Origin of the sequence: Anaerostipes hominis (ex Lee et al. 2021) (genome assembly GCF_002270485.1) — a bacterium.
Lineage (GTDB): Bacteria > Bacillota > Clostridia > Lachnospirales > Lachnospiraceae > Anaerostipes > Anaerostipes hominis.
Genome location: NZ_NQOG01000009.1, coordinates 60319 through 83808, shown reverse-complemented (window position 1 = coordinate 83808; position 23490 = coordinate 60319). Strand labels below are relative to the sequence as shown.

Genomic DNA, 23490 nt, shown 5'->3' with positions numbered 1-23490 from the left:
ATTTTATTCAGCTTTTATATGATTATGCAGTAAATGATTAATTCCCTCTGAAATTGTGTAACTGATTCTCTTAATGGATTCGTCAATATTTTTCGGTGTCACATGCATGGAAGTAAAATCCTCGTCAAGCATTTCCAAAATATCTCCGTTATCCGACTCATTCCCCACAATATCACTGATGATAGCGGGAACAGAGATGACCGTCGGAACACCTATGGCAAGGACCGGGATTCCGACTGTTCTCTCTGTGATCTCATTTCTGTGATTTCCCACCCCGGACCCCGGTGCAATTCCGGTATCACTGATCTGGATCGTCTTATTCAGCCTGGAAGAACTCCTGGCTGCCAGGGCATCCACGGCGATCAACAGATCCGGCTGGATCTTGGCTGCCAGGGCCTCCAGCACTTCTGAAGTTTCAATACCGGTCTGTGCCATAACTCCCGGTGCGATCGCACTGAGTTCCATCGCATCTTTTAGATAACCTTCTCTTTTCAGATGCCGGGTAATCCAGAGATTATTTACAACCTTAGGTCCGAGAGAATCGGCCGTAACCTCAGAATTTCCAAGGCCTGCCACAAACACCTTTGCATTTCTTGGAATCATTTCTTTTAAGTTCAAATACAAAGCCTCGCTCATCTCTTTGTGGTAGCTGCCGTCGTTTGCCGACAAGTCCTTTGCCTCAATCGTTATATACTGACCCATAGGTTTTCCAAGTACCTGTTCGCCCTCTTTGTCTTTGATCGTGATCCTCGTCTCTTTGATCTGATTGGAGGCATCGATTCTGGTTTTCATGGAAACCCCTTTTAATCTGGATTCTTCCTCTGCTTCTTCTTTCAGTTCTAACGCTAAGTCTGTTCTGTTCTGCATCCTTATTCTCCTTTCTTCCTGTCCTTAGTATGAAAAGAATCCAAAAAAAATATGTAAAAACAGGAACTTTTGCATTGACAGATCGGACAGACTTCTATAAAATAGAGAAGTATGTTTATAGAAGCTATTACCGTGTCTCGCTTCGAAGTAAACACCGAACGAAAAGATAAGTACAATTATTATATGGAGGTGCCCACATTGGCAAATATCAAATCTGCAAAGAAGAGAATTCTTGTAATCAACACAAAGACAGAAAGAAACAAAGCGATTAAAACAAAAGTAAAAACATATATCAAAAACGTAGAAGCAGCTGTTGCCGCAGGAGACAAAACTGCTGCAAACGAAGCGTTAACAGCATGTATCTCAGAGATCAACAAAGCAGCATCCAAAGGAATTTTCCACAAGAACACTGCTGCAAGAAAGGTTTCCCGCCTGACAAAAGCTGTCAATTCTGTAGCTTAATTTTCAAAATGAATCTATAAAAAAAGAGCTAACCGTCAGCTCTTTTTTTATTACTTATTTATTACTTACTGAATTCTACGAGCAGCAGTTCCACTCCGATCCTGTCCGTGATTTTTCCGGTCTTGATCCCTTCATCTGTGACTGCACATTTTTTTATCATCGCATATAATTCTTCTCTTTTAAACAAGCGCACCTGCTGCTTCAGTTTTCCCACTACAAACGGAGGCACTTTCAGTTCTTTCGCCATCTCCCCCTGGGATTTGCCGGCTTCCAGAAGCGACTGGGTCTGTAAAAGCTGGTTGCACTGTCTCACCAGCAGAGCCAGTATCCCGAAAGGGGATTCCTTAAGTTCGATCAAATCATAATAGAGCTTTAAAACGGTATCCCGCTGTTTTTTTGCGATGGCTTCCAGCATGACAAAGATCTGATTGGTCGTCTGGGCTGTGGTCAGGGCCTCCAGATCTTCTGAACCGATGACCTCTCTGCCCTTCGTATAGGCAATCAATTTCTCCAGCTCATTTTTTATTGTAAACATATCCTGCCCGGTCTTATAAAGAAACAGCTGAATATCTTTCTGAGTCATTTTTTTCTGTTCTTTTTTCAGCATCTGGGCAACCCACAGGATCAGGTCTTTTTCCTTCGGCGTCTCAAAAGATACCGCACAGCCTTCTTTATTGATATACTTATAGATTTTTGACCTCTTGTCCACTTCATCTTCAATGATTAAAAGAATCGTAGTCTCCGGGATTTCCTTGAGCGCACTCAAAAAATCATCGTTGCTTTTCTTCCCAAGTTCTGTCTGATCCAGTACCAGGAGGCGGTAATCATTAAAAAAGGGCATTGTCTGTATCAGTTCTAAAATTTCCGGAAGGTCCGTCTTTTTTCCTTCAAAATAGGAGTAATTCATCGTATCCCCGGATGGAATCAGCGCCTCTTTTAACTTGTCCCGCGTCTGGGCTGCCAGATACTTTTCTTTTCCATAAAACAAATATAGGTTCTGATACTTCTGTTCTTTTATATGCTGTAAAACTCTTTTCATTGTCAAAGCCTCTCTCTTCCATTATATTTTCTGCACAGAGCTGTGAGCTCTAAAATCGGGGACTGCTCTGCATCTTCTTTGCGGAAAGCCAGGTAAAGCGTCCTCTCGGCTTTCCCGGGGTCCAGATGAAAAATCAGCAGCTTTCCTCTTTTTGCCTCCTCTTCCACCGCTTTCAGCGGCATGACCGCGATGCCCATTCCCATACTGACGGAACGTTTGATGATCTCCTTATCATGTATTTTTGCAGCCACATGCAGCTTGCTCAGATCAACACCCTGTTCTTCTAAAAAACGGTCTTCATCTTCCTCCGTATCATCTGTGAGTTCTCTTAAAATAAAAGGTTCGCTGAGCAATTCCTGAAACGAATAGCCATTTTCAAGCAGATTCCGGTACTTTTCGTGATTCGGCGTGATCACTGCCTGCTGATCGGTCCCATAAGGGATAAAAACAAGTTCCGGCACATCCTCATGTTTTCCCAGAAATCCCAGATCAGCTTCTTTTTTGAGAAGCATCTTAACCGTATCCGCACTGTTCTTCTGGACGAGAGAGATGTCCACCTCCCTGTGCAGCTGCTTAAAATCCTTTAAGATATCAGGCAGAACATACTGCAGGGCAATCGAATCTCCAACAAGCACGAGAGAGAGCCTCTCTCCTTTCGGACGGATAAATTCCTCATATACTTCATCTCTTAAATCCAGTATTTTTGTGGCATACTCGTACAATCTTTTTCCATCTGCCGTGACTTCCACCCGCTTCGTCGTCCGGTCAAACAGACGGCAGGAAAGTTCCTGTTCCATTGAAACCACATGGGCACTGACCGTGGGCTGGGAAAGAAACATGATCTTTGCCGCCTTAGAAAAACTCTGATACTTTACTACATTTACAAAAGCTTCAATCTGCCGAAATTCCATGCCTTTTCCTCCCTGTTCCATAATATTCCATCAGTCTCACATAATCCTGCGGTGTATCCGTATCCATTATGCATCCGGGATCATCCTCCACTGTGACCAAAACCGTAGATTCCAGGTAATGGAGTAATGCCCGCCTGAGACCTCCCCCTTCTCTGAATCTTAAAAGATATGGAAAACACTCCCTCGAAATCACCGGAGGATGAATCCTCTGCCCGTTTCTGGACGGAATAACTACTGAGGCCTCTGAGGCCTCGAACCATGTAAAAAGCACCTGATATGTCTCTTCAGCGATCATAGGCATATCCCCCGGCACCACTACGGCGCCGTCAAAGGCCAGAGCCCTGGCAATCCCCATCTGTACGGATTCCATCATATCTCCGTGCTCAAAATTGTCATTATGTATGATCTCTGTCCCGCTCATAGAGGCCAGTTCTTCTTCAATCTCATCTGCGCGGTATCCTGCCACCACAATAACCTTGCTGACACCGGCGTCCAAAAGGCTTTTGACCGTACCTCTTATAATGGTTCCGTTTCCAAATGGAAGCAGCGGTTTAAACGCCCCCATCCTCCTCGATAATCCTGCACATGGGACAATACCTGCGATTTTCTTCTTTTTTATCATTGTTTTATTATATCAAGTTTGGAATTTAAATACCACCGCTTTCTTTCCATGGAAAACCAGAGCATTCCTGATCTGGAAGTCTCATAGATACTGCACCCCGAATCGTTCAGCCTTCTGACCGTCTCCCGGTGGGGATGCCCGTATCGGTTCTTTTTCCCCGCGGAAACGATGGCAATCTTTGGCCTGAGCTGACGGAGCAGCTCCTCTCCTGTGCCGTTTTTAGATCCGTGATGTCCCACCTTCAATATGTCGGCATGCTGTATCCCGCTCCGCACAAGCATCTCTTCCCCTTCGTTCTCCAAATCTCCTGTCAGAAGAACACTCAAGTCCTGTACCTTCAGCCGGAACACAAGGGATGCGGAATTTTTCTCCAGCCCGGTATCCGGCTTGGGATGCAGACATTCCATAGACCAGTCAGTCCCCGAAAACTTACTCCCCATCGACAAGTAACCGACCGGAACGTGATATTGTTCGGCTTCCTTTTCTATTTCCATATATGCATTATCTTTCTTTACCCGGGGCAGATAAAGTCGCTTGATCATCCCCGACGGCAGAAGTTCTTTGATGCCCGAATAATGGTCAGAATCCAGGTGGGTGATGACTGCTGCTCTGATCGCCTGATATCCCTGTGATTTTACATACGGTGCTATGATATATCGTCCCACATCCTGTTTGGAGGAACTCCCGCCGTCCACCAGGATCATGTCCTGCCGGTTTAACGACAGGGCAATACAGTCTCCCTGGCCCACATCCAGAAAAGAAATTTTATCCTGCCCTTTCTGTACGTCCAATGCCAAAAAACAGCCGCATGCCAGCAGGCAGGCATACTTAAGATAAGACCTTTTTTTCAACGTTTTATACATCAAGCAGAGCCCAGTATAAAATAAAATAATCCACAAAAAAGAAGGTTTTCCAAGGACAAGGTTTTGAACCGGCAGGCGGCGGGACAGCTTTGTTCCCGCCACAATCAGAGAAAACAATACGGATGCGGGGACCGAAAACAGGAAAACCGGCAGAAAAGCACTCAGGAATCCTGCCGTGAACCCTGCTGTCACGAGAGGGAGCATCAGAAAATTAAAAATAAAAGAAAAAGGATAACATTCATACTGAAAATATAAAAGAATCGGCATCATAATGATCTGGACCACAATACAGAAGACAAACCGGTTTATCTGTCTGTCTTTGAAAGTTTTCTGTTTTCGTGCCGGCAGCACTTCTCTGTAAATACCGGCAGAGACGACAGCCCCCATGGACATTAAAAATCCGGCATCCATGCATCTGAACGGACTTTCCAGCAAAAGCAGAAACCCCGCCGTGCCGCCGGATGACAGCAGATCATAAGAGCGTCCGCATATCTGGGACAGCACGAAGAAAAAGAACATGAGCAGGGCTCTTTTTGATGAACCGGACATTCCGGTCATGACACAGTAGGAAAAAGCAAACATCAGTCCGGCTGCACCTGACAGACAGAGAGAAACCCCTGCCCCTCTCAGTCTGCGGTAAATCCCTGCGCCTGCCAGCGAGATGTGCAGCCCGGAAATCGCCAGAATATGGACGATTCCGCTTTGGGTGAAAGTGTCTTTCAAATCTTCCGAAATATCTGTCTTGTCGCCCAGAATCATCGCCTCAAATATCGGCCGTATCTCCTCGCCATACTGGGAGGAAAGATGTTCCGACATGCGGTTGCGTATAGAAAACAACCTGCTCTTCCAAAAATTCTTCTCCTGCCCCAAAGTCTCCTTCTTATCCGGAAACATCGTAAATCCGATATTCCTGGAGAGATAGTAGATCCTCATATCGTTCTCTCCCAGATTGGACGGCCCTTCGTGAGCCAAAAGTTTCCCCGTCAGCACCACTTTATTTCCCGGCAGTATATGATCGAAATCGTCGTCATACACCATCACGTCCCCATCCAGATAAAGATCCCGGTCCGGCAGATATACATGGGATAGAAGCAGAAATTCTTTCTTCCTTGTCTTTCCTTTCCACTCTGCGGTACCCGCCGCTCTTACCTGTTCAGAGCCTTTTAACGCTTTTTCCTGCCGGGTGAACCTTTCGTTCTGATAAAGAAACATAAGGGCTCCCAACATAAAACCTGCAAAGGAAAATAAAACAGCCCTTCTCCATTCATACATTTGTTTCTTAAAAAAGAGCACAAATATCCCTGAAAAGAGAAGCGCTGCGAAAACCATCCGAACATCATTACATGCTGTGATTTCTCCAAGCCAACAGCCTGCAAATACTGCAAGAAATGGTCTGTTATTCATTTGTTTTACTCCATCGGAAGTTCACCGAACAGGAAGCTGTCCCGGTTCAGCCCACCAATCAGCTTACCGTCCGTATCGATGATCGGACGCCCGGAGACGGTGAATTCCACATAACCGACTCCCTTCAGCTGTGTCAGCGTATAGACGATGGCAGCTTTGCAGATGACATCTTCATTCGGTTCAATCTTCTTATACCCAACCGAAAAATCCACATAGGCAATATTGTTGGAAACGATCACATTGCTGATATTGATATCTTCCGGAATGGCTGTCCTATACTTGCTGTTCCTGCCGACCTTGGACATCTCGTCCAAAAGTTCCTCTGCCCCCAGCTGACTGTTCATTTGGACATCGATATCTTTATCCTTCCTGATCAGCTTCGTGCAGCTTTTGTTTGTGTAGTAAATTCCTGTCCCGTCTTTTGACTGTGTATCCTCTTCATCTTTCTTTGAACAGCCCGCACAGAAAACGAGCACACTGGAAAGGGTCAGAAGGATACATAATAAAATCGTTCGTTTTCTCACCGCCGTATCCCTCCTTATGCCTGATATTTGAGCGGAATCCGGACCGTAAATGTAGTGCCCTCTCCCTCTTTGCTGTACAACTTAATCTCACCGTTATGGACAAGAACTGCATTTTTGGTAATAGCAAGTCCCAGACCGGTTCCCCCGGTCTCTCTGGATCTGGCCTTGTCTACCCGGTAGAACCGCTCAAACACCTGTCCCTGACAGTCTTCCGGGATGCCGACGCCTGAATCCGCTACCTTCACATAAAAATATTTGTGGTCGGCATTTAAAGATACCCTTACCCATCCGTCGTCCTGGTTATACTTGATTGCATTCTCAATCAGGTTGGAAAGCGCCAGGGTCAGCTTCACCTCATCGATCTCGGCCGTAACCGGACGGAAAGATTCCAGAATCAGCTCAATATTCCTCTGTCCCGCGATCGGTTTCAGCCGCTTCATGATCATCTCCAGCAGTTCATTGATATTGACGCTGGAAATCTCCAGCTTGGCTGCCTTCTTATCCAGTTTGACCAGAGATAAAAGGTCCGATATGATGACATTCTCCCGGTCGATTTCGGCCACAATATCATTCATGAATTCGCGGTAGAGTTCCGCCGGCACAGTCTCTCCCTGCTGAAGAAGTGAATCGGCCAGGACTTTCATGGAAGTCATAGGCGTCTTCAGTTCATGGGAAACGTTAGAGACAAATTCCTGGCGTGAATTTTCGAGAACCTGTGCCTTGGCAAGAATCTCATTCATGGCCGTAACCATGTTTTTAACTTCGGTGCATCCTACTACACTGATCGTCTCATCCTCATGTCCGGAAGAGATAAAATCCAGATCCTTCTGGATCTTACGGTAATCCTTCGTCAGCCAGTAGCTCAACAGCGCCCCGGCAGACATGCCGCATATGATAAACGCAACCACCAGCATATTCCTCTGCTGCTTCATCTCATTGGAGACAGCTACAATATCGCTCTTCGGAATCGTTGCGATGACGCTTCCCAGTACCTTCTTTTTCCGGTTTCCTTTGTTCACGATCGGAATCATGATCTCTACGTTGTTGCCCACCTCGGAGACAATACGTTGTTTGTTTCCTTTCATGACCTTCAGCAGTTCGTCAGAGATATAAAACTTATCCTGATAATCTGTCATTGTGTCTTTTACTATTTTATAATTACTCTTTACGACGATAATCCGTCCATGCAGGCTCGCCGCCAGCTCATTGGTCTGGTTGGAAATGGAGTTGGAACTGTCATCGATCAAAAAATCCACTCCGACAACCTGCCATGCCAGCCACTGACACTGGCTTTCAATCCCGTCGATCTTCTGCTGTTCTGCCTTTTCGCTGTATGAGTCGTTTAAAAGCTTGCTGAACAGCACCACCACGAATACCGTAATCACCAGCACTGACATAAAAATGAGGAACTGCATACTTTTAAAGTAGGAAAATCTGTCCTTCTTATGCCTGGAAATAATAACCTACCCCCCATTTTGTATGTACATAGTCAGGAACTCCCGGATTTACCTCGATCTTTTCGCGCAGACGCCTGATATGGACATCCACGGTCCTGGCATCACCCGGATAGTCATACCCCCAAACAGTGTTCAGCAGGTCTTCTCTGCTGTATACTTTGTTCGGATGGAATACGAGCAGTTCCAGCAAGTCAAACTCTTTCGCCGTCAAGTTAACCTCTTTGCCGTTGATATGGACTCTCCGGCTGTCACAGTCAATCTTTAATCCGCGGCTTTCTATCACCTTAGGCGTCTCTGCCGGAGCCGTGTGGCTGACACTTCTCCTTAAAATGGCTTTGATCCGCGCTTTTACTTCCAGAATATTGAATGGCTTGGTCACATAATCATCCGCGCCGTACTCAAGTCCGAGGATCTTATCCATGTCGTCGCCTTTTGCTGTCAGCATGATAATGGGTACGGTCGAAAACTCCCTGATGGCCTGACACACTTCATATCCCGTAAGCTTAGGAAGCATCACATCCAAAAGTATGATATCGTATTGATTTTCCTTTGCAAGGCCCAGGGCTTCCTCTCCGTCATAGGCACAGTCTACCTCCATCTCATCCTGCTCAAGGCTGAACTTGATTCCTTTTACTATCAATTTTTCGTCATCAACAACCAGTACCTTCTTCATATTTTCACCTCAAACTAAACTGTTATCATGTCTTTGATTTTACGGTAGATGCCCTGTTTAATCCCCCGAATCTTCATAATATCTTCCGGCTTTTCAAAGCCTCCGTTTTCTTCTCTGTAAGAAATAATGTCGGAAGCTTTGGCCTCTCCGATCCCTGTAAGGGTCATCAGTTCTTCCCTGGATGCACTGTTTAGATTCACCCTTTTGTCCTGAGCCCCGGAAACTCCGGTCTGTGAAGATGTATCCCTCTTCTTCCCGGCTTCCTTTTTCGAGGGCACATAGATCTGCTGCCCGTCTTTGATCCGTTCTGCCTGATTGACGTCTTCGGCTGAGGCATCCTTCGTGAATCCTCCTGCCAAAGCGATGGCAGAGACAATCCTTGCATCCTCCGGAAGTTCATAAACTCCAGGTTTCTTCACGCTGCCGCAGACATAGACGCAGATCTTCTCCTTCTCGGAAGCTTCTTCGGTTTTTCGGGGCTCGGACCCATCTTTTATCTGCATTCCGGACTTCTGTGTACATCCCGCCGCGCAGAATGCCAGTAACAGTATACCGGTCATGCATAACTTTTTTGCTCTATACAATCTAAGGACCTCCTTAACTGTACAAAGCGCCATCTATCCATGCGTAAAATCTCTATTGCTATTGTAACTAATCTGTCTCATTTTTACAAGGACATCTTTCAGGGGAACCTTATGATTTCCATTTAAAAATTAAGATGCCGGCAACAAACAATACGACGCCCGCAAGCTTCATCCACTGAAACCCTGTTTTTTCAACGCCGAACAGTCCGAAAACCTCGATTAAGTACGAAACGATCAGCTGTGCAGCCACGATCAGCATGGCAGATTTTGCCGGTCCGAGCAAACCGATGCTCTTGATAACTGTAAAGGTGATGCCCGCACCCATGACTCCTCCCAGAAGCACGTATTTGGGCGACACTTTCATGAGGCTTAGAAAGCTCTGGTCCCTTTCCGCAAAGCTCCAGACGGCAAGGCAGGTCAGCAGTCCGGTAAACTGCACGAAAGAACTGGCTGTCCACAATCCGGTCTGCTTTGAAACTTCGGTGTTAAACACACCCTGAATACTCATCAGGGCTCCTGATACTAATGCTATTATAAATCCAATCATAAAAAAACCTCCAAAGATTTGTTACCCATAGTTTATCCCTGGAAGTTTTTGATTATACATTTAAAAAGAGGCTCTGAGCTTTTCAGTCATCAGATCTACATGTTCCTTTTCGATGACAAGCGGCGGTACAAACCTCAAAACATTGTTTCCCGCAGAGATAAGGATCAGTCCGTTGGACAGAGCCTTCGATACAATCTGCCCAGCCTGTTTTTCTGACGAAAACTCCAGTCCCTGCATCAGTCCGGCGCCTCTGTGGGCAGTGATGAAACTGAATTCATTTTTAAGTTCTTCGAGTTTATCCCACAGATAGCCGCCCACTTCCCTGACATGTGCGACCAAATCAAGCTTTTCAAACTGCTCAAAGACAGCATTTACCGCTGCTCCCGCCAGAGGATTCCCCCCATAAGTCGTTCCGTGGTCTCCGGGCACTAAAACCCCGTCTGCTTTCTCACCTACTACAAACGCGCCCACAGGAATACCGCATCCAAGAGCCTTGGCAAGGGTCAGTATATCCGGTTTTACTCCATAGATATCATGGGCAAACATTGAACCGCACCGTCCCATGCCGCACTGGATCTCATCAAAGATCAGCAGAAGGTCATGCTCATCACAGAGTTTCCTTAAACCCTTTAAAAATTCAGGATCGGCAGGATAAATACCTCCTTCTCCCTGGACCACCTCGCAGATGATGCCGCAGGTCTTGTCCGTCACCTTGGAAGCCACATCGGAAAGATTATTGAATTCGGCAAACACCGCACGAAATTCCTTCGGCACAAAGCCTTCCTGATACTTTTCATTGCCTGTCACAGACAGGGCCCCCTGGCTTCTGCCGTGGAAGGACTGCTTCATTGCAATGAATTCATATTCCTTGTCCGGGTCCTCCTGATATTTGTATTTCCGTGCGACTTTCAGCGCGCCCTCGATGGCCTCCGTGCCGCTGTTAGTGAAAAATACTCTTTTCATCTTTGTGGCTTCTACGATTTTTTTTGCCGCTTCAATCGACGGCACATTGTAATACAGGTTCGACGTATGGATCAGTTTATCGATCTGGGCTTTCAGAGCATCATTGTATTCTCTGTTTCCGTACCCCAATGCGAAAACAGCGATCCCTGCCCCAAAGTCCAGATATTCTTTCCCGTCGGTATCATATAGGTTTACACCGTCCCCGCGGTCTAAAACCACTGGAAACCGGTTGTAAGTCTTTAATATGTATGCTTCTCCGTCTTCTATAAAATGATTCATGCTCTCCTCCTAAAAAATCGGATCTTTTAAGATCGCTGTTCCGATACCTTTTTGTGTAAAGAACTCAAGCAGCAGGCAGTGGTCCAGGCGTCCGTCCAGAATATGCACTCTTGCAACACCGTTTTCGATGGCCTCTATACAGTTTTTAAGCTTCGGAAGCATGCCCCCGCCAACGACTCCTTTGTCGACGAATTCATGCGCCTGGGTCAAATCCATCTCGGAGATCAGTGTGCTCTTATCTTCAGGGTCAATGAAGACTCCCTCAATATCCGTAAGGAAAACCAGCTTCTCTGCGTTCAAAGCAGAAGCAATGGCACAGGCCGTATCATCCGCATTAATGTTATAGCCGGCGTAATCCTCCCCAAGTCCGATGGGAGAGATAACCGGAACAAAATCATCCTCAATGAGCGCCTCTAAAAGGTCCGTATTGACTTCTGTTACATTTCCCACATAGCCGAGATCTTTTCCCGGGACTTCCTTTTTTTCTACCCTCATCATCTCCGCATCTTTTCCGGAAAGTCCGACGGCTTTGATGCCCTGCTGTGCCATCATGGCAACCAGCTCCTGGTTCACCTTGAACAGCACCATCTCTGCGATCTCCATCGTATCTTTGTCTGTGACACGGAGGCCATTGTAAAATTCAGGTTCCTTTCCTGAAAGCTTCACCCACTTGCTGATCTCTTTGCCGCCGCCGTGTACGATGATCGGCTTCATACCGATCAATTTTAAAAGGGCTACGTCCCGGATCACATTTTTCTGTAGTTCTGCGTCCAGCATGGCGCTTCCGCCGTATTTGACAACCACATATTTCCCGCTGAAATAACGGATATAAGGCAGAGCTTCAATCAATACCTTTGCTTTCAATGATTCTTCCTCCAACATCTTTTCGTCCATAGTTCCTCTCCTTAACTCCTGTAATCTGCGTTGATAGATACATATTCATGGGTCAGGTCACAGCCCCACGCCGTGGCTGTCACTTCTCCGTTATGGATATCAATGACGGCTGTCACTGCATCTTCGGCTAAAATTTCCGTGGCTTTTTCTTCAGAATAATCCGCAGCGACCCCATCTTTTACAATAGTAAGACTTCCTTTTTTGCTCTCTAATGAGATATCCACTTTCAGCGGATTAAATGCCGCTCCGGAATATCCCATGGCACAGAGGATTCTTCCCCAGTTTGCGTCTTTTCCATAAATGGCCGCCTTTGTGAGACTGGATGTGACCACTGCCTTGCTCAGAGTCTTGGCACAGTCCTTATCCGGTGCATGGTGTACCTGAACTTCAAATAACTTTGTACAGCCCTCACCGTCTCCGGCAATCTTTTTGGCAAGCTCCCGGTTCACATAAAACAGTGCCTCTTTGAATGCCTCGTAGTCTGCATTTTTCTCCGTGATCTTTGCATTCCCCGCCATTCCGTTTGCCAGCACGAACACGGTATCATTAGTGGAAGTATCACCATCTACAGAGATCATATTAAAGGTATCCTCGATCAGCTCCCTTTGAAGTTCCAGGAGCAAAGCCTTGTCAATGGCTGCGTCTGTGGTGATAAAACCAAGCATGGTTCCCATATTGGGATGGATCATGCCGGAGCCTTTGCAGATACCTCCAACGGTCACCTCCGCACCTGAAAGTTCCACAGAAACTGCTGCCTCTTTTGTCTTCGTATCGGTAGTAAGAATCGCCTCCGCCGCATCCCGGCTGCTCTGTCGGTCATGCTTCAGCTCCGGAACCAAAAGCCTTACACCCTTTTCAATGGCTTCCATCGGAAGCTGCTGACCGATCACTCCGGTAGAGCTCACCAGAACTTCTTCTTTTAAAACACCAAGCTCTGACGCTGCCATTTCCGCTGTCTTTACCGTGTTGTCATAACCTTTTTCACCGGTACAGGCATTTGCGATCCCTGTATTGACAACCACTGCCCGGACCGTCTCCTGCTCATTTACCAGTTTCTGTCCCCATAGTACCGGAGCTGCCTTCACAACATTTCTCGTAAATGTCCCTGCCACAGCCGCCGGTTCTTCGCTCAAAATCATAGCCATATCTTTATTTGTTTTTCCGGGTTTTATTCCAGCCCGCAGTCCTGCTGCCAAAAAACCTTTCGGGGACGTCACCCCTCCGTCTAATATCTTCATAGTTTATCTCCTTTCTCATCTCTACGGGAACATCGGGACCAGATTAAGTCCCTCTGTCTCATCGAGTCCGAACATCAGGTTCATATTCTGGACCGCCTGACCGGCCGCTCCTTTAACGAGATTATCCATGGCACCCATCATGATCACGCGGTTCGTTCTCGGATCAATCTTAAAATTCAGATCTACATAGTTGCTTCCCTCTACCCATCGGGTCTCCGGACATACGCCCTGGGGAAGCACTCTGACAAATGTTTCTTCTTTATAATAGGAATCGTAAATATTTTTTATCTGCTCATATGTAGCTTCTTCATTTAAGGAAGCGTAGGCTGTCACCAGGATTCCCCGGTTCATCGGAACCAGGTGCGGAGTGAAATTCAGTACCACCGGCTGTCCGCACGCATAGCCGAGCTGATCCTCGATCTCCGGCGTGTGCCTGTGGGACGCCACTCCATAGGCTTTGATGTTTTCATTGACTTCACAGTACAGGTTGTTGACCTTTGCGCCCCTTCCCGCCCCGGAGGTTCCGGACTTGGCGTCGATGATGACGGTATTCATATCGATCAGTCCCTCTTTTGCCAGCGGATAAATGGATAAAATAGAACAAGTCGGATAACAGCCCGGGTTGGCGATCAGTCTGGCTTTCTTTACATCTTCTCTGTTGATCTCACACAGGCCGTAAACGGCCTCCCTGATAAATTCTCTGCTGGGATGCTTGATTCCATACCACTCTTCATAGCGGTCCGCATCCTTGATCCTGAAGTCTGCGCTTAAATCGATGATCTTTGTCTTAGATAAAACTTTCTCCGACACCAGGGAACTGCACAGCCCCTGAGGGGTAGCCGTAAAGATCACGTCCGCTTCTTCGGCCAGTTCATCCATATTGTCATCCATACAGCCTGCATCCACGATCTCGAACATATTATGGAAGACCTCATAGTACTTTTTGTCTATGTAGCTTCTGGAGCCATACCATACGATTTCTGCATCCTTGTGCTGCATCAGCAGACGGACTAGTTCCTGTCCGGCATAACCCGTAGATCCTATAATTCCTGCTTTTATCATAAAATTCTCCTCTTTTCCTGCGTTTACGAATTGTTTATAATTATACATCTCTGTAATGTAATATGCAACACCTTTTTTACCGATAAATCAGAGTTTTTAAATCTTTTCCCCACAAAGACATTACGAATATTTATTCATTTATTCATGTATATATTCATTTATTTTGAAATTTTATGCATTATTATTTGAAAAAGTCCTTGCATCTTCTCCTGTTATCCCGTATATTATTGGATAGAACACAGATAAAAAACTGATGGTACGAACTATATGAGGAGGAACAAGAATGAAAGAAAAAGTTGTTTTGGCATACTCCGGCGGGCTGGACACCACCGCGATTATCCCCTGGTTGAAGGAAAACTATGATTATGAAGTCATCTGCTGCTGTGTGGATGTCGGACAGGGAAATGAATTAGACGGTCTGGAAGAGCGCGCAAAGCTTTCCGGAGCCACAAAGTTATATATAGAAGATGTAGTTGACGAGTTTGTGGATGATTATGTGATCCCGACAGTAAAGGCCGATGCGGTTTACGAAAACAAATATTTATTAGGTACATCGTTCGCCCGTCCGGTCATCGCAAAAAAACTTGTGGAAGTTGCGAGAAAAGAAGGTGCCGTTGCGATCTGCCACGGCGCTACGGGAAAAGGAAACGACCAGATCCGCTTTGAGTTATCTATCATGGCGCTGGCTCCGGACATCAAGATCATCGCCCCATGGCGTGAACTGGACACATGGAAGATGGAATCCCGCGAAGATGAGATCCAGTACTGCAAGGACCACGGCATTGACCTTCCGTTCTCTGCAGAAAACAGCTACAGCCGTGACCGGAACTTATGGCACATCAGCCATGAGGGACTGGAATTAGAAGATCCGGCTGTGGAGCCTGATTACAATCACTTATTAGTATTAGGAAACTCACCGGAGCAGGCTCCGGAAGAGGGAGAATACGTGACCATCACCTTTGAATCCGGAGCTCCGGTTGCGGTAAACGGTGAGAAGATGAAGGCATCCGACATTATCCGCAAGTTAAATGAACTCGGCGGCAAACACGGCATCGGCATCATCGACATTGTGGAAAACCGTGTGGTTGGTATGAAATCCCGCGGTGTCTATGAGACTCCGGGAGGAACCATTTTAATGGAAGCCCACCAGCAGTTGGAAGAAGTAGTCTTAGACCGTGACACCATGGCGTTCAAAAAAATCGTAGCAGGCAAGTTTGCCGATCTTGTCTATGAAGGAAAATGGTTCTGTCCTCTGAGAGAAGGATTACAGTCTTTCATCGAGACAGTCGATAAAGACGTGACCGGAGAAGTAAAATTCAAGCTTTACAAAGGAAACATCATCAAAGCGGGTACTTCCTCTCCTCATACCCTTTACAGCGAATCACTTGCAAGCTTTACAACAGGTGACCTGTACGACCACCACGACGCAGAAGGATTCATCCGTCTGTTCGGCCTGTCAATGAAAGTAAGAGCCTTAAAAGACCAGGGCCTTGCCGATTAATTTTAAAACAAAAAAGCAGGTATTATACAAAAAACTGCCGGCCAGCTGAAAATATACAGCTGACCGGCAGTTTTTTATTTCTCAGGCGGATAAGGCGGGCTTGACCGCTTTGTCCTTAATCCGTCACATTTCCATTTCCGCTGACCGGTATTGCCTTTCCTAAGTATTTTGGTTTTGGCTTTACTGCCGTGTATCCAAAATCCTTGACCCTTGCAATAGCCTCCCGGAATTTTCTTGCTTTGTCTCCTTTATAAACAGCCTTATCACAGGCGATCCCTTTCACCTCAAGTCCCAGCGCCCCGGCATCATAAACGGCACGGTACAGATGATACTTCTGTGTGACTACAATAATACTTTTCACCCTGAAAACATCTTTTGCCCGGTACATCGTCTCATAAGTAGAAAATCCTGCATGATCCTTAAAAATATGTTCGGACGGCACTCCCTTCTCTATGGCGTATGTCTTCATGGTGCTGACCTCATCATACCCCCCTGCTCCATGGTCTCCGCTCATAATGATCCGGTCCGCAAGTCCCTGTTTGTAAGCCTGAATCCCTAAATCAACACGTTCTTTCAGCATCAGGCTCATGCTGCCGTCTTTTCTCACTTTCGCCCCCAACACGACGACTGCATCCGCTTTTCTGCTTTTTTGCGAAGCAAGTTTCTGCAATGATTGTATTTCTTTTCCCGACCGGCGGACGACAAACCAGTTGATCCCTCCTGCGCTCAGAAGCCCCGCAAAGATGAGAATTAACAATAGTTTCACCCACCGTCTTTTCTTCTGTTTCATATTGCTCCCCCCTGCTGCACCTTTAAAGTTTCAGCTTCGCCAATGCATCCGCAAAGGCGTTATTGATCGGCTCCTGCGCTTCTTTCTGCTGCTTTTTCAGATACCGGTTCACTTCCTTTTTGCTGACTCCGGCACCCTCTTTTTTCTTCCGCTCTTTGAACGCACTGAGTTTTTCTTTGTGTCCGCACACACAGACAAACTTCTGGGCATCTCCTTCTCCGACCATCTCCATCTTTTTATGACAGACAGGGCATCTGGCGTTGGTTGTCCTTGAAAGTGTCTTTCTGCATCCGCATTCCCGATCCTGGCAGACTAAGAACGTACCGTGCTTTCCTTTCACTTTCAGCATGAATTTCCCGCACTCCGGACACTTATGGCGGGTAAGGTTTTCATGGCGGAACGTCCCGTCGGCATGTTTGATCTCTTCGATGATCTGTCTGGTGTACCCGCCAATCTCTCCCATGAATTTTCTGTCGCTTTCCCTGCCCTCGGCGATTGCCGTAAGCCTTTGTTCCCACTGAGCCGTGAGCTCTGCCTTTCTCAAATCTTCCGGGACCAGTTTTAAAAGCTGTTTTGCCTTGGCAGTCACAGTAACTTCATTGCCGTTCTTTTCGAGAAGAAATCCTGAAAACAGTTTCTCAATGATATCCGCTCTGGTAGCCACCGTGCCCAGGCCCTGCCGCTCCATTTTGGAAATCAGGGTTCCTTCCGTATACCGTGAAGGCGGACTGGTCGTCCCTTCTGTGATCTTTAAAGAGTCCACTTTGACATTCGTTCCCTCTTTAAAAATTTTAAGTATTTTCTGAGGCAGAGCCTCATTTTTTCCGTCCTCTTCCTGATAAATATCTTTCCATCCGGCTTTGACCATGACGGTTCCTTTTGCCTCAAACATCTCTCCCTGTATCTTTCCGGAAACAGACGTCTGCTCATATTCACAGGCCGGTGACAAAACGGCGAGAAAACGTTTTACTACCAGATCAAAAATTTTCCGCTCCTCAAAGCTCATATCACTCAGATATGCCGGCTGTTCTGTTGGAATGATGGCATGATGGTCTGATACCCTGCCGTCATTGATAAACGAAGCCGAGGCCTTGACCTGTTTTGTCATGAGCTTTGCGGTCCACTGCTTGTACGGGCCTACGCTCACGGCTTTCAGCCGTTCTTTTATGGTGTCTGCCATGTCGGTGGTCAGATATCTGGAATCCGTCCTCGGATAAGTCAATACCTTGTGGTGCTCATACAAACTCTGCATCAGATTCAGCGTCTGTTTGGCAGAAAATCCGAACCTTTTGTTTGCATCGGTCTGAAGGTCCGTCAGGTTATAGAGGGCAGGCGCATAGGCTTTCTTCGGCTTTTTTGATACTTTCTGAACAAGGAGGGGCGCTCCGTCCGCGGCTGTTTTTACCTTTTCTATTCTTTCCCTGTCAAAACTCTGGCTGCTTCCTGACCTGTGATCTTTCCACGTAAATGTCAAGCCTTGGCTGACAGCTTTAAGTCCATAATAGTTTTTCGGCCGGAAACTGCGGATCTCCTCTTCTCTTTCAGCAATCATGGCAAGCGTAGGAGTCTGTACTCTGCCGCAGGATAATTGGGCGTTATACTTGCAGGTCAGCGCCCTCGTGGCATTGATCCCTACCAGCCAGTCTGCCTCTGCCCTTGCCACAGCCGCGTGATACAGGTTTTCATATTCTTTTCCCGGTTTCAGCTTTAAAAATCCCTCCCGGATAGCTTTGTCCGTGACCGATGAAATCCACAGCCGCTTTACAGGCTTTTTATTTCCCGCTTTCAAGAGAATCCACCGGGCCACCAGTTCACCCTCGCGCCCCGCATCTGTCGCAATGATAATATCCGACACATCCTCCCTGAAGATCAGCTTTTTGACAGACTGAAACTGTCTGGACGTCTTCCCGATCACCACGAGTTTCCACTGTTTTGGCATCATCGGAAGTGTATCCATGCTCCACTGCTTATACTGGTTCCCATACTGCTCCGGATCTGCCAGAGTCACCAGATGACCCAGTGCCCAGGTCACGATGTACTGATCCCCCTCCATAAAGGAAGATCCCTTCTGCCTGCATCCCAAAACCCTGGCGATATCCCTTGCCACCGAAGGTTTCTCTGCAATTACTAATTGTTTTTTCATTTTCCATCCTCATTTCTATCGCCGGCTGCCGACCGCACGGTCCAGCAAAACCCGGATCTTTCCCAGATACCGCCGGCTCTGTTTCTTCTCTTCGTCGGTTAAGCCGCTGTTTTCCATATCGGCTTCCATATTTCTGCGTCCCATTTCAAAATAATCTTCGGCTGTTTTTCCGTCCTTATTTACGGCAGACGGATCTGCACCTGCATCCAAAAGACTCCGGATGATATCTACCGAGTTTTGATTCACGTTTCCATTTGCCATATAGCAGGCAAACATCAGCGGCGTTGTCCCGTCTTTATCCTGATAAGCCGCATCTGCCCCGACCTTCAAAAGCTGACCGAGCAGCTTTCGGTCTCCGAAGGAGATGGCCTCATAAAGCGGAGTCCTGCGTCTAAAGACAATATCATTTTCTGCAGAATAATCCGCATTCACTTCTGCCCCCTGCCCAGTCAGAAATTCCACCATGCCGTACATCCGGTTCCGGTCGAGAACATCGATCGCCATGAGCAAAGGTGCATTGGATGCGGATTGATCCGGGTCGTTCAGATCAAAGCCCTGCTTTACCATCCGTCTGATTTCTTTCTTGTTATTATAGAAAATATTGTATTGGATCGTTCCATTTTTATATACAGTTTTTTTGGCTGTCTTTTTTCCTGATGTATATAAAACCCCCGTCAGAAAACATCCCACTAATAAGACAAACAGCAGGACAGCTGCCAATTTTTTATGTACTGTCGGTATTTTTTTCATAAGAATCACCTCGCAGCTACCATTATATAAAACTCTTTCTGGCTAATTCTTATGAAAATACTTATGATTTTATTATAGTTTAATAAGAAATCGATTCACTGCAATCCAATCTTGCCTATATTCTCCTGACAATAATATCATAAAAAGAACCTGATGTCTTCCAAAAAAATGATCAGAAAAAGGCAAAAACAGCCTCCTTCTGATCGCAAGAAAGACTCAAAGGATTTTGTAATGAGGTTTTTCTTCATGAAACAGTTTATACCTTAAAAAATCATCCATGACAATCGCAACGCTGGATGCAAAAAACCAGAGCACCGAGTACAGAAGACAGATCTGCCCTTTAAAATTATATGGCAGCTCAGAGTAATCCCAAATGTCCCAGCCAAGCCAAACGTTGACGATCAGCCCCGTGACCAGTTCAAGCCCTGTGATGATAAACGTAGAAAGAACCATCTGGCTTATAAAGCTCATCTTGATCTTTACGCTCTCGTTTAAAAGCCCGATACATAAAAAACAGGCTCCTCCGCACAGGAACATCGTATAATGAGAATATCCCCTCACTAAAACTTCCAGGAAGAAATATCCCATTCCTCCCAAAACAAATAAAATTAAATGCTTTTCTATTTTTAATCTTCGTTCCATTCTATTCACCCGTTTTTTAAATATTGTGTGCGATGCCGGGTTTGGATATACGCTCTTTTTCCAATAAAAATATAGTAAATATTGCATTTATAGTGTAAAATATTATGGTTAGAATTTATCAAAAGACAAAATAATAAGAAATGAGGAAATACATATGGCACAATTATGGGGTGGCAGATTCACCAAAGAAACCGACCAGCTGGTTTACAACTTCAATGCATCCATCGGATTTGACCAGAAATTTTACCGCCAGGATATAGAGGGCAGCATTGCACACGTTACTATGCTTGAAAGTATCGGTGTTCTCACAGCGGCTGAGAGAGACCTGATCATCGGCGGTTTAAACGGTATCCTCTCGGACATCGAGTCAGGAGCCATTGAGATCACAAGTGAGTATGAAGACATTCACAGTTTTGTGGAAGCCAACTTAATCGACCGCATCGGCGATGCCGGAAAGAAGCTTCACACCGGAAGAAGCCGAAACGATCAGGTAGCTCTGGACATGAAACTTTACACCAGAGATGAAATCACCTCTCTCAAGGAACTTTTAAAGGACCTGATGGAGAATCTGCATCAGATTATGAAAGATAATCTTGATACATTTATGCCCGGCTTTACACATCTGCAGAAGGCACAGCCGGTAACACTTGCTCATCACGTGGGCGCTTATATGGAGATGTTTAAAAGGGACTACTCCCGCCTTACAGATATTTATGAGAGAATGAACTACTGTCCATTAGGCTCAGGAGCACTGGCCGGGACAACCTATCCGCTGGACAGAAAAATGACCGCAGATCTTCTGGACTTTTACGGGCCGACCTTGAACAGCATGGATTCTGTTTCCGACCGGGATTATATCATAGAACTATTATCTGCTCTTTCAACTGTTATGATGCATTTAAGCCGGTTCAGCGAAGAGATCATCATATGGAATTCCAATGAATACCAATTTGTGTCCATCGATGACGGATTCAGTACCGGAAGCAGCATTATGCCGCAGAAGAAAAACCCGGATATCGCAGAGCTGGTACGCGGAAAGACCGGCCGTGTCTATGCGGCTCTTAATTCCATCCTCACGACTATGAAGGGAATTCCGCTGGCCTATAACAAAGACATGCAGGAAGATAAAGAATATACTTTCGATGCCATTGACACGGTGAAAGGGTGTTTAAGCCTGTTCACAGGAATGATAAAAACGATGACGTTTCACAGAGACCGCATGGAAAGCAGCGCAAAGAACGGCTTTACTAATGCCACCGATGCTGCGGATTATCTCGTAAATCACGGGGTTCCGTTCCGGGACGCTCACGGTATCGTAGGTCAGCTGGTGCTTTTATGTATTGAAAAAGGCATTTCCCTGGATGAGCTCTCTCTTGAGGAATATCAGGAGATCAGCCCTGCCTTTGAGGAAGATATTTATGATGCGATCAGCATGAAGACCTGCGTAGAAAAGCGAAATACCATCGGAGCTCCGGGACAGGATGCGATGAAAAAAGTAATCAAAATAAACGAAGCATATTTAAAGGAATTGTAAATGAAAAAGAAATGTTTGCTGTCTCTTATGCTGTTCTCTCTCATTTTTTTGTGGGGATGCGGACTCGAGCTGAACAGCCGCATGGAACTGAATAAAGATTTTTCCGGACACAGGCTCATGACCTGTACGGTCAGTTCTGCCGATCTGGCAAGATATTTTTCCGGTTCCAAAAAAGATTTAGACAAGGTCATACGGGATGCCTGCCCGAAAGCCCTTGTCTATAAGCAGACCACGGAAAAAGACGACACGGTCTACACCTTCCGCATGGACTTTTCTTCCCTGAAAGATTACAGAAAAAAAGTCGAGTCCCTGCTGAATTTTGCCCCGGAGATCAGTTACAGCTATGCAGATTCTCCGTTTGCAAAGGGACTTCGCTATTCAGAAAATTTCTCCACGAAAGATCTGATGTCCTGGCTCTATACAGCTCTCTATGAGAAGGGGTATGTGGATCAGAAATCTGTCAATGACCTGTGGAACCTGAAGAGCACAGAATTTACGTTCGCAGGAAAAAAGTACGAGACCGATGAAAAGATCAGTATTAACGAAATGACTTATGTACCTGTCTCCTCCATTGATATAAAAACCCGGGAGACAAGCAGCAGAAAACTCAAAAGGACTATTTCCATCCGGCTCCCGAAAGAAACGCTGGAAAAGCACTCTTCTGCCATCAGCAGCTATTTTTCCGGCTCCTCCTATGAAAAACGCTGGAAAAATGAAAAAGACGGAAAGACTCTGGTCATCACCTTTACCAAAGACAATTTTTCCGATCTGTGCGCCGTCACACGAAAGGTGCTGCACACATCAGATACGGGAGGCACGTACCGGGTGGAGACAAAGAGCGGCAGCCCGTTTAAATTTCTCCTGGATTATGAAGAGACATTAGATTTTAAAAACTTTGCAGACGAAACCGGAAAGGTTCCCGTCACCTACACTCATATTTCCAATGCCGCCTATTCCGGCAGCGGCGAACAGACTCTGATCGACGGAAAAACAGGCAAAAAGAAAGTAAATTTCTCATCTTCCTTTGGACAGCCGGTGAGAAAATATGAGATTGCAGAAGTCTACAAGAATAAAAACGATATCCGAAGGAGTTTCAGCCTTATTTTCTCTTCTGTCTGCAACAAACGGGAACTTGCAAAACTCAAAGAAGCCTTTATGGGCAGTACTGTCTCCAATGTTTCACTGGACAAAGAAGATGATTATCGCCTTTCTTTCACACAGAAGGGTACCGTGAACCAGTGTGATGCAGACTTGAAAAAGATCTGGAAGGGCAGTTCTTCTTCCTATGAGACAAAGAAGTCCCTTTTCCGCGGGCAGACATCCGGCTATACCGGAAAATTCAGACTGCATCTGAACAATAAGAAAGCCAAAGGCACTTTCACTTTTGCCTCCGTGAGCAAAGATTCCTCTGCCGATATTTCTGTGACCGCAGATCATTACAAAAACATAAAAATGGCACAGAACGTAGCGGATAAACCGGTCTCTGCCCTGATGGAGGGAGACGAAACAGTTGCTTCTATCCATAAGGTAGAACTCACAGGCGATTCTTTTACTTTAAACTATGAAGGAAGCACCTCGGATCATTTCGTATTAAATGTACTGAAATTCCTTCTGCCTCTAATCCTTCTGCTCGTTGCCGGAATCCTTATTTATATCAAACAGAATTCGGTCCTCTGCTGGCTGAAAAGAACAAAGGAAAAATTACAGGAACAGATAAAGAAATTTCAGAGGTGAATATACA

22 protein-coding genes are annotated in these 23490 nt (G+C 46.0%); 4 read left to right on the top strand and 18 right to left on the bottom strand.

The window, feature by feature from the left end; all coding sequences use genetic code 11:
• Positions 1-3: 3 nt before the first annotated feature.
• Positions 4-867 (bottom strand): GPR endopeptidase, encoded by an 864-nt coding sequence (gene gpr, locus CI597_RS10140; protein ID WP_024727238.1) that lies wholly within the window; start codon positions 865-867, stop codon positions 4-6.
• Positions 868-1065: 198 nt separating this feature from the next.
• Here gpr and rpsT point away from each other — a divergent pair, with 198 nt between their 5' ends.
• A complete protein-coding gene (gene rpsT / locus CI597_RS10135) occupies positions 1066-1329 on the top strand; it encodes a 30S ribosomal protein S20 (protein ID WP_009289501.1) in 264 nt (87 codons plus the stop codon).
• Positions 1330-1390: 61 nt separating this feature from the next.
• On the opposite strand, the gene holA is transcribed toward rpsT, so the two are convergent.
• The 13 genes from holA to argC form a co-directional block, all read right to left on the bottom strand.
• Entirely contained in the window at positions 1391-2368 is a 978-nt protein-coding gene (gene holA / locus CI597_RS10130) for a DNA polymerase III subunit delta (RefSeq protein ID WP_095142939.1), read from the bottom strand.
• 2 nt (positions 2369-2370) lie between these two features.
• Positions 2371-3279, bottom strand: a complete 909-nt coding sequence (locus CI597_RS10125; RefSeq protein WP_024727237.1) for a selenium metabolism-associated LysR family transcriptional regulator — start codon at positions 3277-3279, stop codon at positions 2371-2373.
• On the bottom strand, positions 3260-3901 hold the full coding sequence (locus CI597_RS10120) for a nucleotidyltransferase family protein (RefSeq protein ID WP_024727236.1): 642 nt from the start codon (positions 3899-3901) through the stop codon (positions 3260-3262). The genes CI597_RS10125 and CI597_RS10120 overlap by 20 nt, the downstream gene beginning before the upstream one ends.
• Positions 3898-6168 (bottom strand): DNA internalization-related competence protein ComEC/Rec2, encoded by a 2271-nt coding sequence (locus CI597_RS10115; RefSeq protein WP_024727235.1) that lies wholly within the window; start codon positions 6166-6168, stop codon positions 3898-3900. Before CI597_RS10115 ends, CI597_RS10120 begins: the two co-directional genes overlap by 4 nt.
• 5 nt (positions 6169-6173) lie before the next feature.
• Positions 6174-6692, bottom strand: a complete 519-nt coding sequence (locus CI597_RS10110) for a GerMN domain-containing protein (protein WP_024727234.1) — start codon at positions 6690-6692, stop codon at positions 6174-6176.
• A 14-nt stretch (positions 6693-6706) separates the two neighbouring features.
• Complete coding sequence (locus tag CI597_RS10105) at positions 6707-8107, bottom strand: sensor histidine kinase (protein WP_024727233.1); 1401 nt, start codon at positions 8105-8107, stop codon at positions 6707-6709.
• 28 nt (positions 8108-8135) lie between these two features.
• Positions 8136-8822: a response regulator transcription factor gene (locus CI597_RS10100; RefSeq protein ID WP_024727232.1), complete on the bottom strand. Its 687-nt coding sequence runs from the start codon at positions 8820-8822 to the stop codon at positions 8136-8138.
• A 14-nt stretch (positions 8823-8836) separates the two neighbouring features.
• Positions 8837-9406, bottom strand: a complete 570-nt coding sequence (locus tag CI597_RS10095) for a helix-hairpin-helix domain-containing protein (protein WP_024727231.1) — start codon at positions 9404-9406, stop codon at positions 8837-8839.
• 109 nt (positions 9407-9515) lie between these two features.
• Entirely contained in the window at positions 9516-9953 is a 438-nt protein-coding gene (locus CI597_RS10090; RefSeq protein WP_024727230.1) for a DMT family transporter, read from the bottom strand.
• A gap of 60 nt (positions 9954-10013) precedes the next feature.
• Positions 10014-11195 carry an aspartate aminotransferase family protein gene (locus CI597_RS10085; protein ID WP_024727229.1) on the bottom strand — a complete coding sequence of 394 codons (1182 nt, stop codon included), beginning with the start codon at positions 11193-11195 and terminating at the stop codon, positions 10014-10016.
• Between the two features lie 9 nt (positions 11196-11204).
• On the bottom strand, positions 11205-12089 hold the full coding sequence (argB, locus tag CI597_RS10080; RefSeq protein WP_024727228.1) for an acetylglutamate kinase: 885 nt from the start codon (positions 12087-12089) through the stop codon (positions 11205-11207).
• 11 nt (positions 12090-12100) lie between these two features.
• A complete protein-coding gene (argJ, locus tag CI597_RS10075; protein WP_024727227.1) occupies positions 12101-13327 on the bottom strand; it encodes a bifunctional ornithine acetyltransferase/N-acetylglutamate synthase in 1227 nt (408 codons plus the stop codon).
• A 21-nt stretch (positions 13328-13348) separates the two neighbouring features.
• The gene (argC, locus tag CI597_RS10070; protein ID WP_024727226.1) at positions 13349-14389 is read right to left on the bottom strand and encodes an N-acetyl-gamma-glutamyl-phosphate reductase; all 1041 of its coding nucleotides are present in this window, start codon (positions 14387-14389) and stop codon (positions 13349-13351) included.
• A gap of 283 nt (positions 14390-14672) precedes the next feature.
• Here argC and CI597_RS10065 point away from each other — a divergent pair, with 283 nt between their 5' ends.
• Entirely contained in the window at positions 14673-15890 is a 1218-nt protein-coding gene (locus tag CI597_RS10065) for an argininosuccinate synthase (RefSeq protein WP_024727225.1), read from the top strand.
• Positions 15891-16005: 115 nt separating this feature from the next.
• On the opposite strand, the gene CI597_RS10060 is transcribed toward CI597_RS10065, so the two are convergent.
• The 4 genes from CI597_RS10060 to CI597_RS10045 form a co-directional block, all read right to left on the bottom strand.
• Positions 16006-16680, bottom strand: coding sequence for a SanA/YdcF family protein (locus CI597_RS10060; RefSeq protein ID WP_024727224.1), 675 nt, complete (start codon positions 16678-16680; stop codon positions 16006-16008).
• Between the two features lie 22 nt (positions 16681-16702).
• On the bottom strand, positions 16703-18823 hold the full coding sequence (locus CI597_RS10055; RefSeq protein WP_024727223.1) for a DNA topoisomerase III: 2121 nt from the start codon (positions 18821-18823) through the stop codon (positions 16703-16705).
• 15 nt (positions 18824-18838) lie between these two features.
• Positions 18839-19573, bottom strand: a complete 735-nt coding sequence (locus CI597_RS10050) for an ankyrin repeat domain-containing protein (protein ID WP_024727222.1) — start codon at positions 19571-19573, stop codon at positions 18839-18841.
• A 216-nt stretch (positions 19574-19789) separates the two neighbouring features.
• Positions 19790-20215, bottom strand: a complete 426-nt coding sequence (locus CI597_RS10045; RefSeq protein WP_024727221.1) for a putative ABC transporter permease — start codon at positions 20213-20215, stop codon at positions 19790-19792.
• Between the two features lie 154 nt (positions 20216-20369).
• Here CI597_RS10045 and argH point away from each other — a divergent pair, with 154 nt between their 5' ends.
• Complete coding sequence (gene argH / locus CI597_RS10040; RefSeq protein WP_024727220.1) at positions 20370-21749, top strand: argininosuccinate lyase; 1380 nt, start codon at positions 20370-20372, stop codon at positions 21747-21749.
• On the top strand, positions 21750-23483 hold the full coding sequence (locus tag CI597_RS10035) for a hypothetical protein (protein ID WP_024727219.1): 1734 nt from the start codon (positions 21750-21752) through the stop codon (positions 23481-23483).
• Positions 23484-23490: the final 7 nt, after the last annotated feature.

Excerpts from the sequence above, each read along its gene's own strand:
- CI597_RS10125 (WP_024727237.1), bottom strand. The coding sequence starts at position 3,279 with ATGGAATTTCGGCAGATTGAAGCTTTTGTAAATGTAGTAAAGTATCAG.
- CI597_RS10035 (WP_024727219.1), top strand. The coding sequence starts at position 21,750 with ATGAAAAAGAAATGTTTGCTGTCTCTTATGCTGTTCTCTCTCATTTTT.
- gpr (WP_024727238.1), bottom strand. The coding sequence starts at position 867 with ATGCAGAACAGAACAGACTTAGCGTTAGAACTGAAAGAAGAAGCAGAG.
- CI597_RS10120 (WP_024727236.1), bottom strand. The coding sequence starts at position 3,901 with ATGATAAAAAAGAAGAAAATCGCAGGTATTGTCCCATGTGCAGGATTA.
- CI597_RS10065 (WP_024727225.1), top strand. The coding sequence starts at position 14,673 with ATGAAAGAAAAAGTTGTTTTGGCATACTCCGGCGGGCTGGACACCACC.
- argH (WP_024727220.1), top strand. The coding sequence starts at position 20,370 with ATGGCACAATTATGGGGTGGCAGATTCACCAAAGAAACCGACCAGCTG.
- CI597_RS10100 (WP_024727232.1), bottom strand. The coding sequence starts at position 8,822 with ATGAAGAAGGTACTGGTTGTTGATGACGAAAAATTGATAGTAAAAGGA.
- CI597_RS10055 (WP_024727223.1), bottom strand. The coding sequence starts at position 18,823 with ATGAAAAAACAATTAGTAATTGCAGAGAAACCTTCGGTGGCAAGGGAT.
- CI597_RS10090 (WP_024727230.1), bottom strand. The coding sequence starts at position 9,953 with ATGATTGGATTTATAATAGCATTAGTATCAGGAGCCCTGATGAGTATT.
- CI597_RS10115 (WP_024727235.1), bottom strand. The coding sequence starts at position 6,168 with ATGAATAACAGACCATTTCTTGCAGTATTTGCAGGCTGTTGGCTTGGA.
- CI597_RS10105 (WP_024727233.1), bottom strand. The coding sequence starts at position 8,107 with ATGCAGTTCCTCATTTTTATGTCAGTGCTGGTGATTACGGTATTCGTG.
- CI597_RS10085 (WP_024727229.1), bottom strand. The coding sequence starts at position 11,195 with ATGAATCATTTTATAGAAGACGGAGAAGCATACATATTAAAGACTTAC.
- holA (WP_095142939.1), bottom strand. The coding sequence starts at position 2,368 with ATGAAAAGAGTTTTACAGCATATAAAAGAACAGAAGTATCAGAACCTA.
- argC (WP_024727226.1), bottom strand. The coding sequence starts at position 14,389 with ATGATAAAAGCAGGAATTATAGGATCTACGGGTTATGCCGGACAGGAA.
- CI597_RS10045 (WP_024727221.1), bottom strand. The coding sequence starts at position 20,215 with ATGGAACGAAGATTAAAAATAGAAAAGCATTTAATTTTATTTGTTTTG.
- CI597_RS10060 (WP_024727224.1), bottom strand. The coding sequence starts at position 16,680 with ATGAAACAGAAGAAAAGACGGTGGGTGAAACTATTGTTAATTCTCATC.
- argB (WP_024727228.1), bottom strand. The coding sequence starts at position 12,089 with ATGGACGAAAAGATGTTGGAGGAAGAATCATTGAAAGCAAAGGTATTG.
- argJ (WP_024727227.1), bottom strand. The coding sequence starts at position 13,327 with ATGAAGATATTAGACGGAGGGGTGACGTCCCCGAAAGGTTTTTTGGCA.
- CI597_RS10050 (WP_024727222.1), bottom strand. The coding sequence starts at position 19,573 with ATGAAAAAAATACCGACAGTACATAAAAAATTGGCAGCTGTCCTGCTG.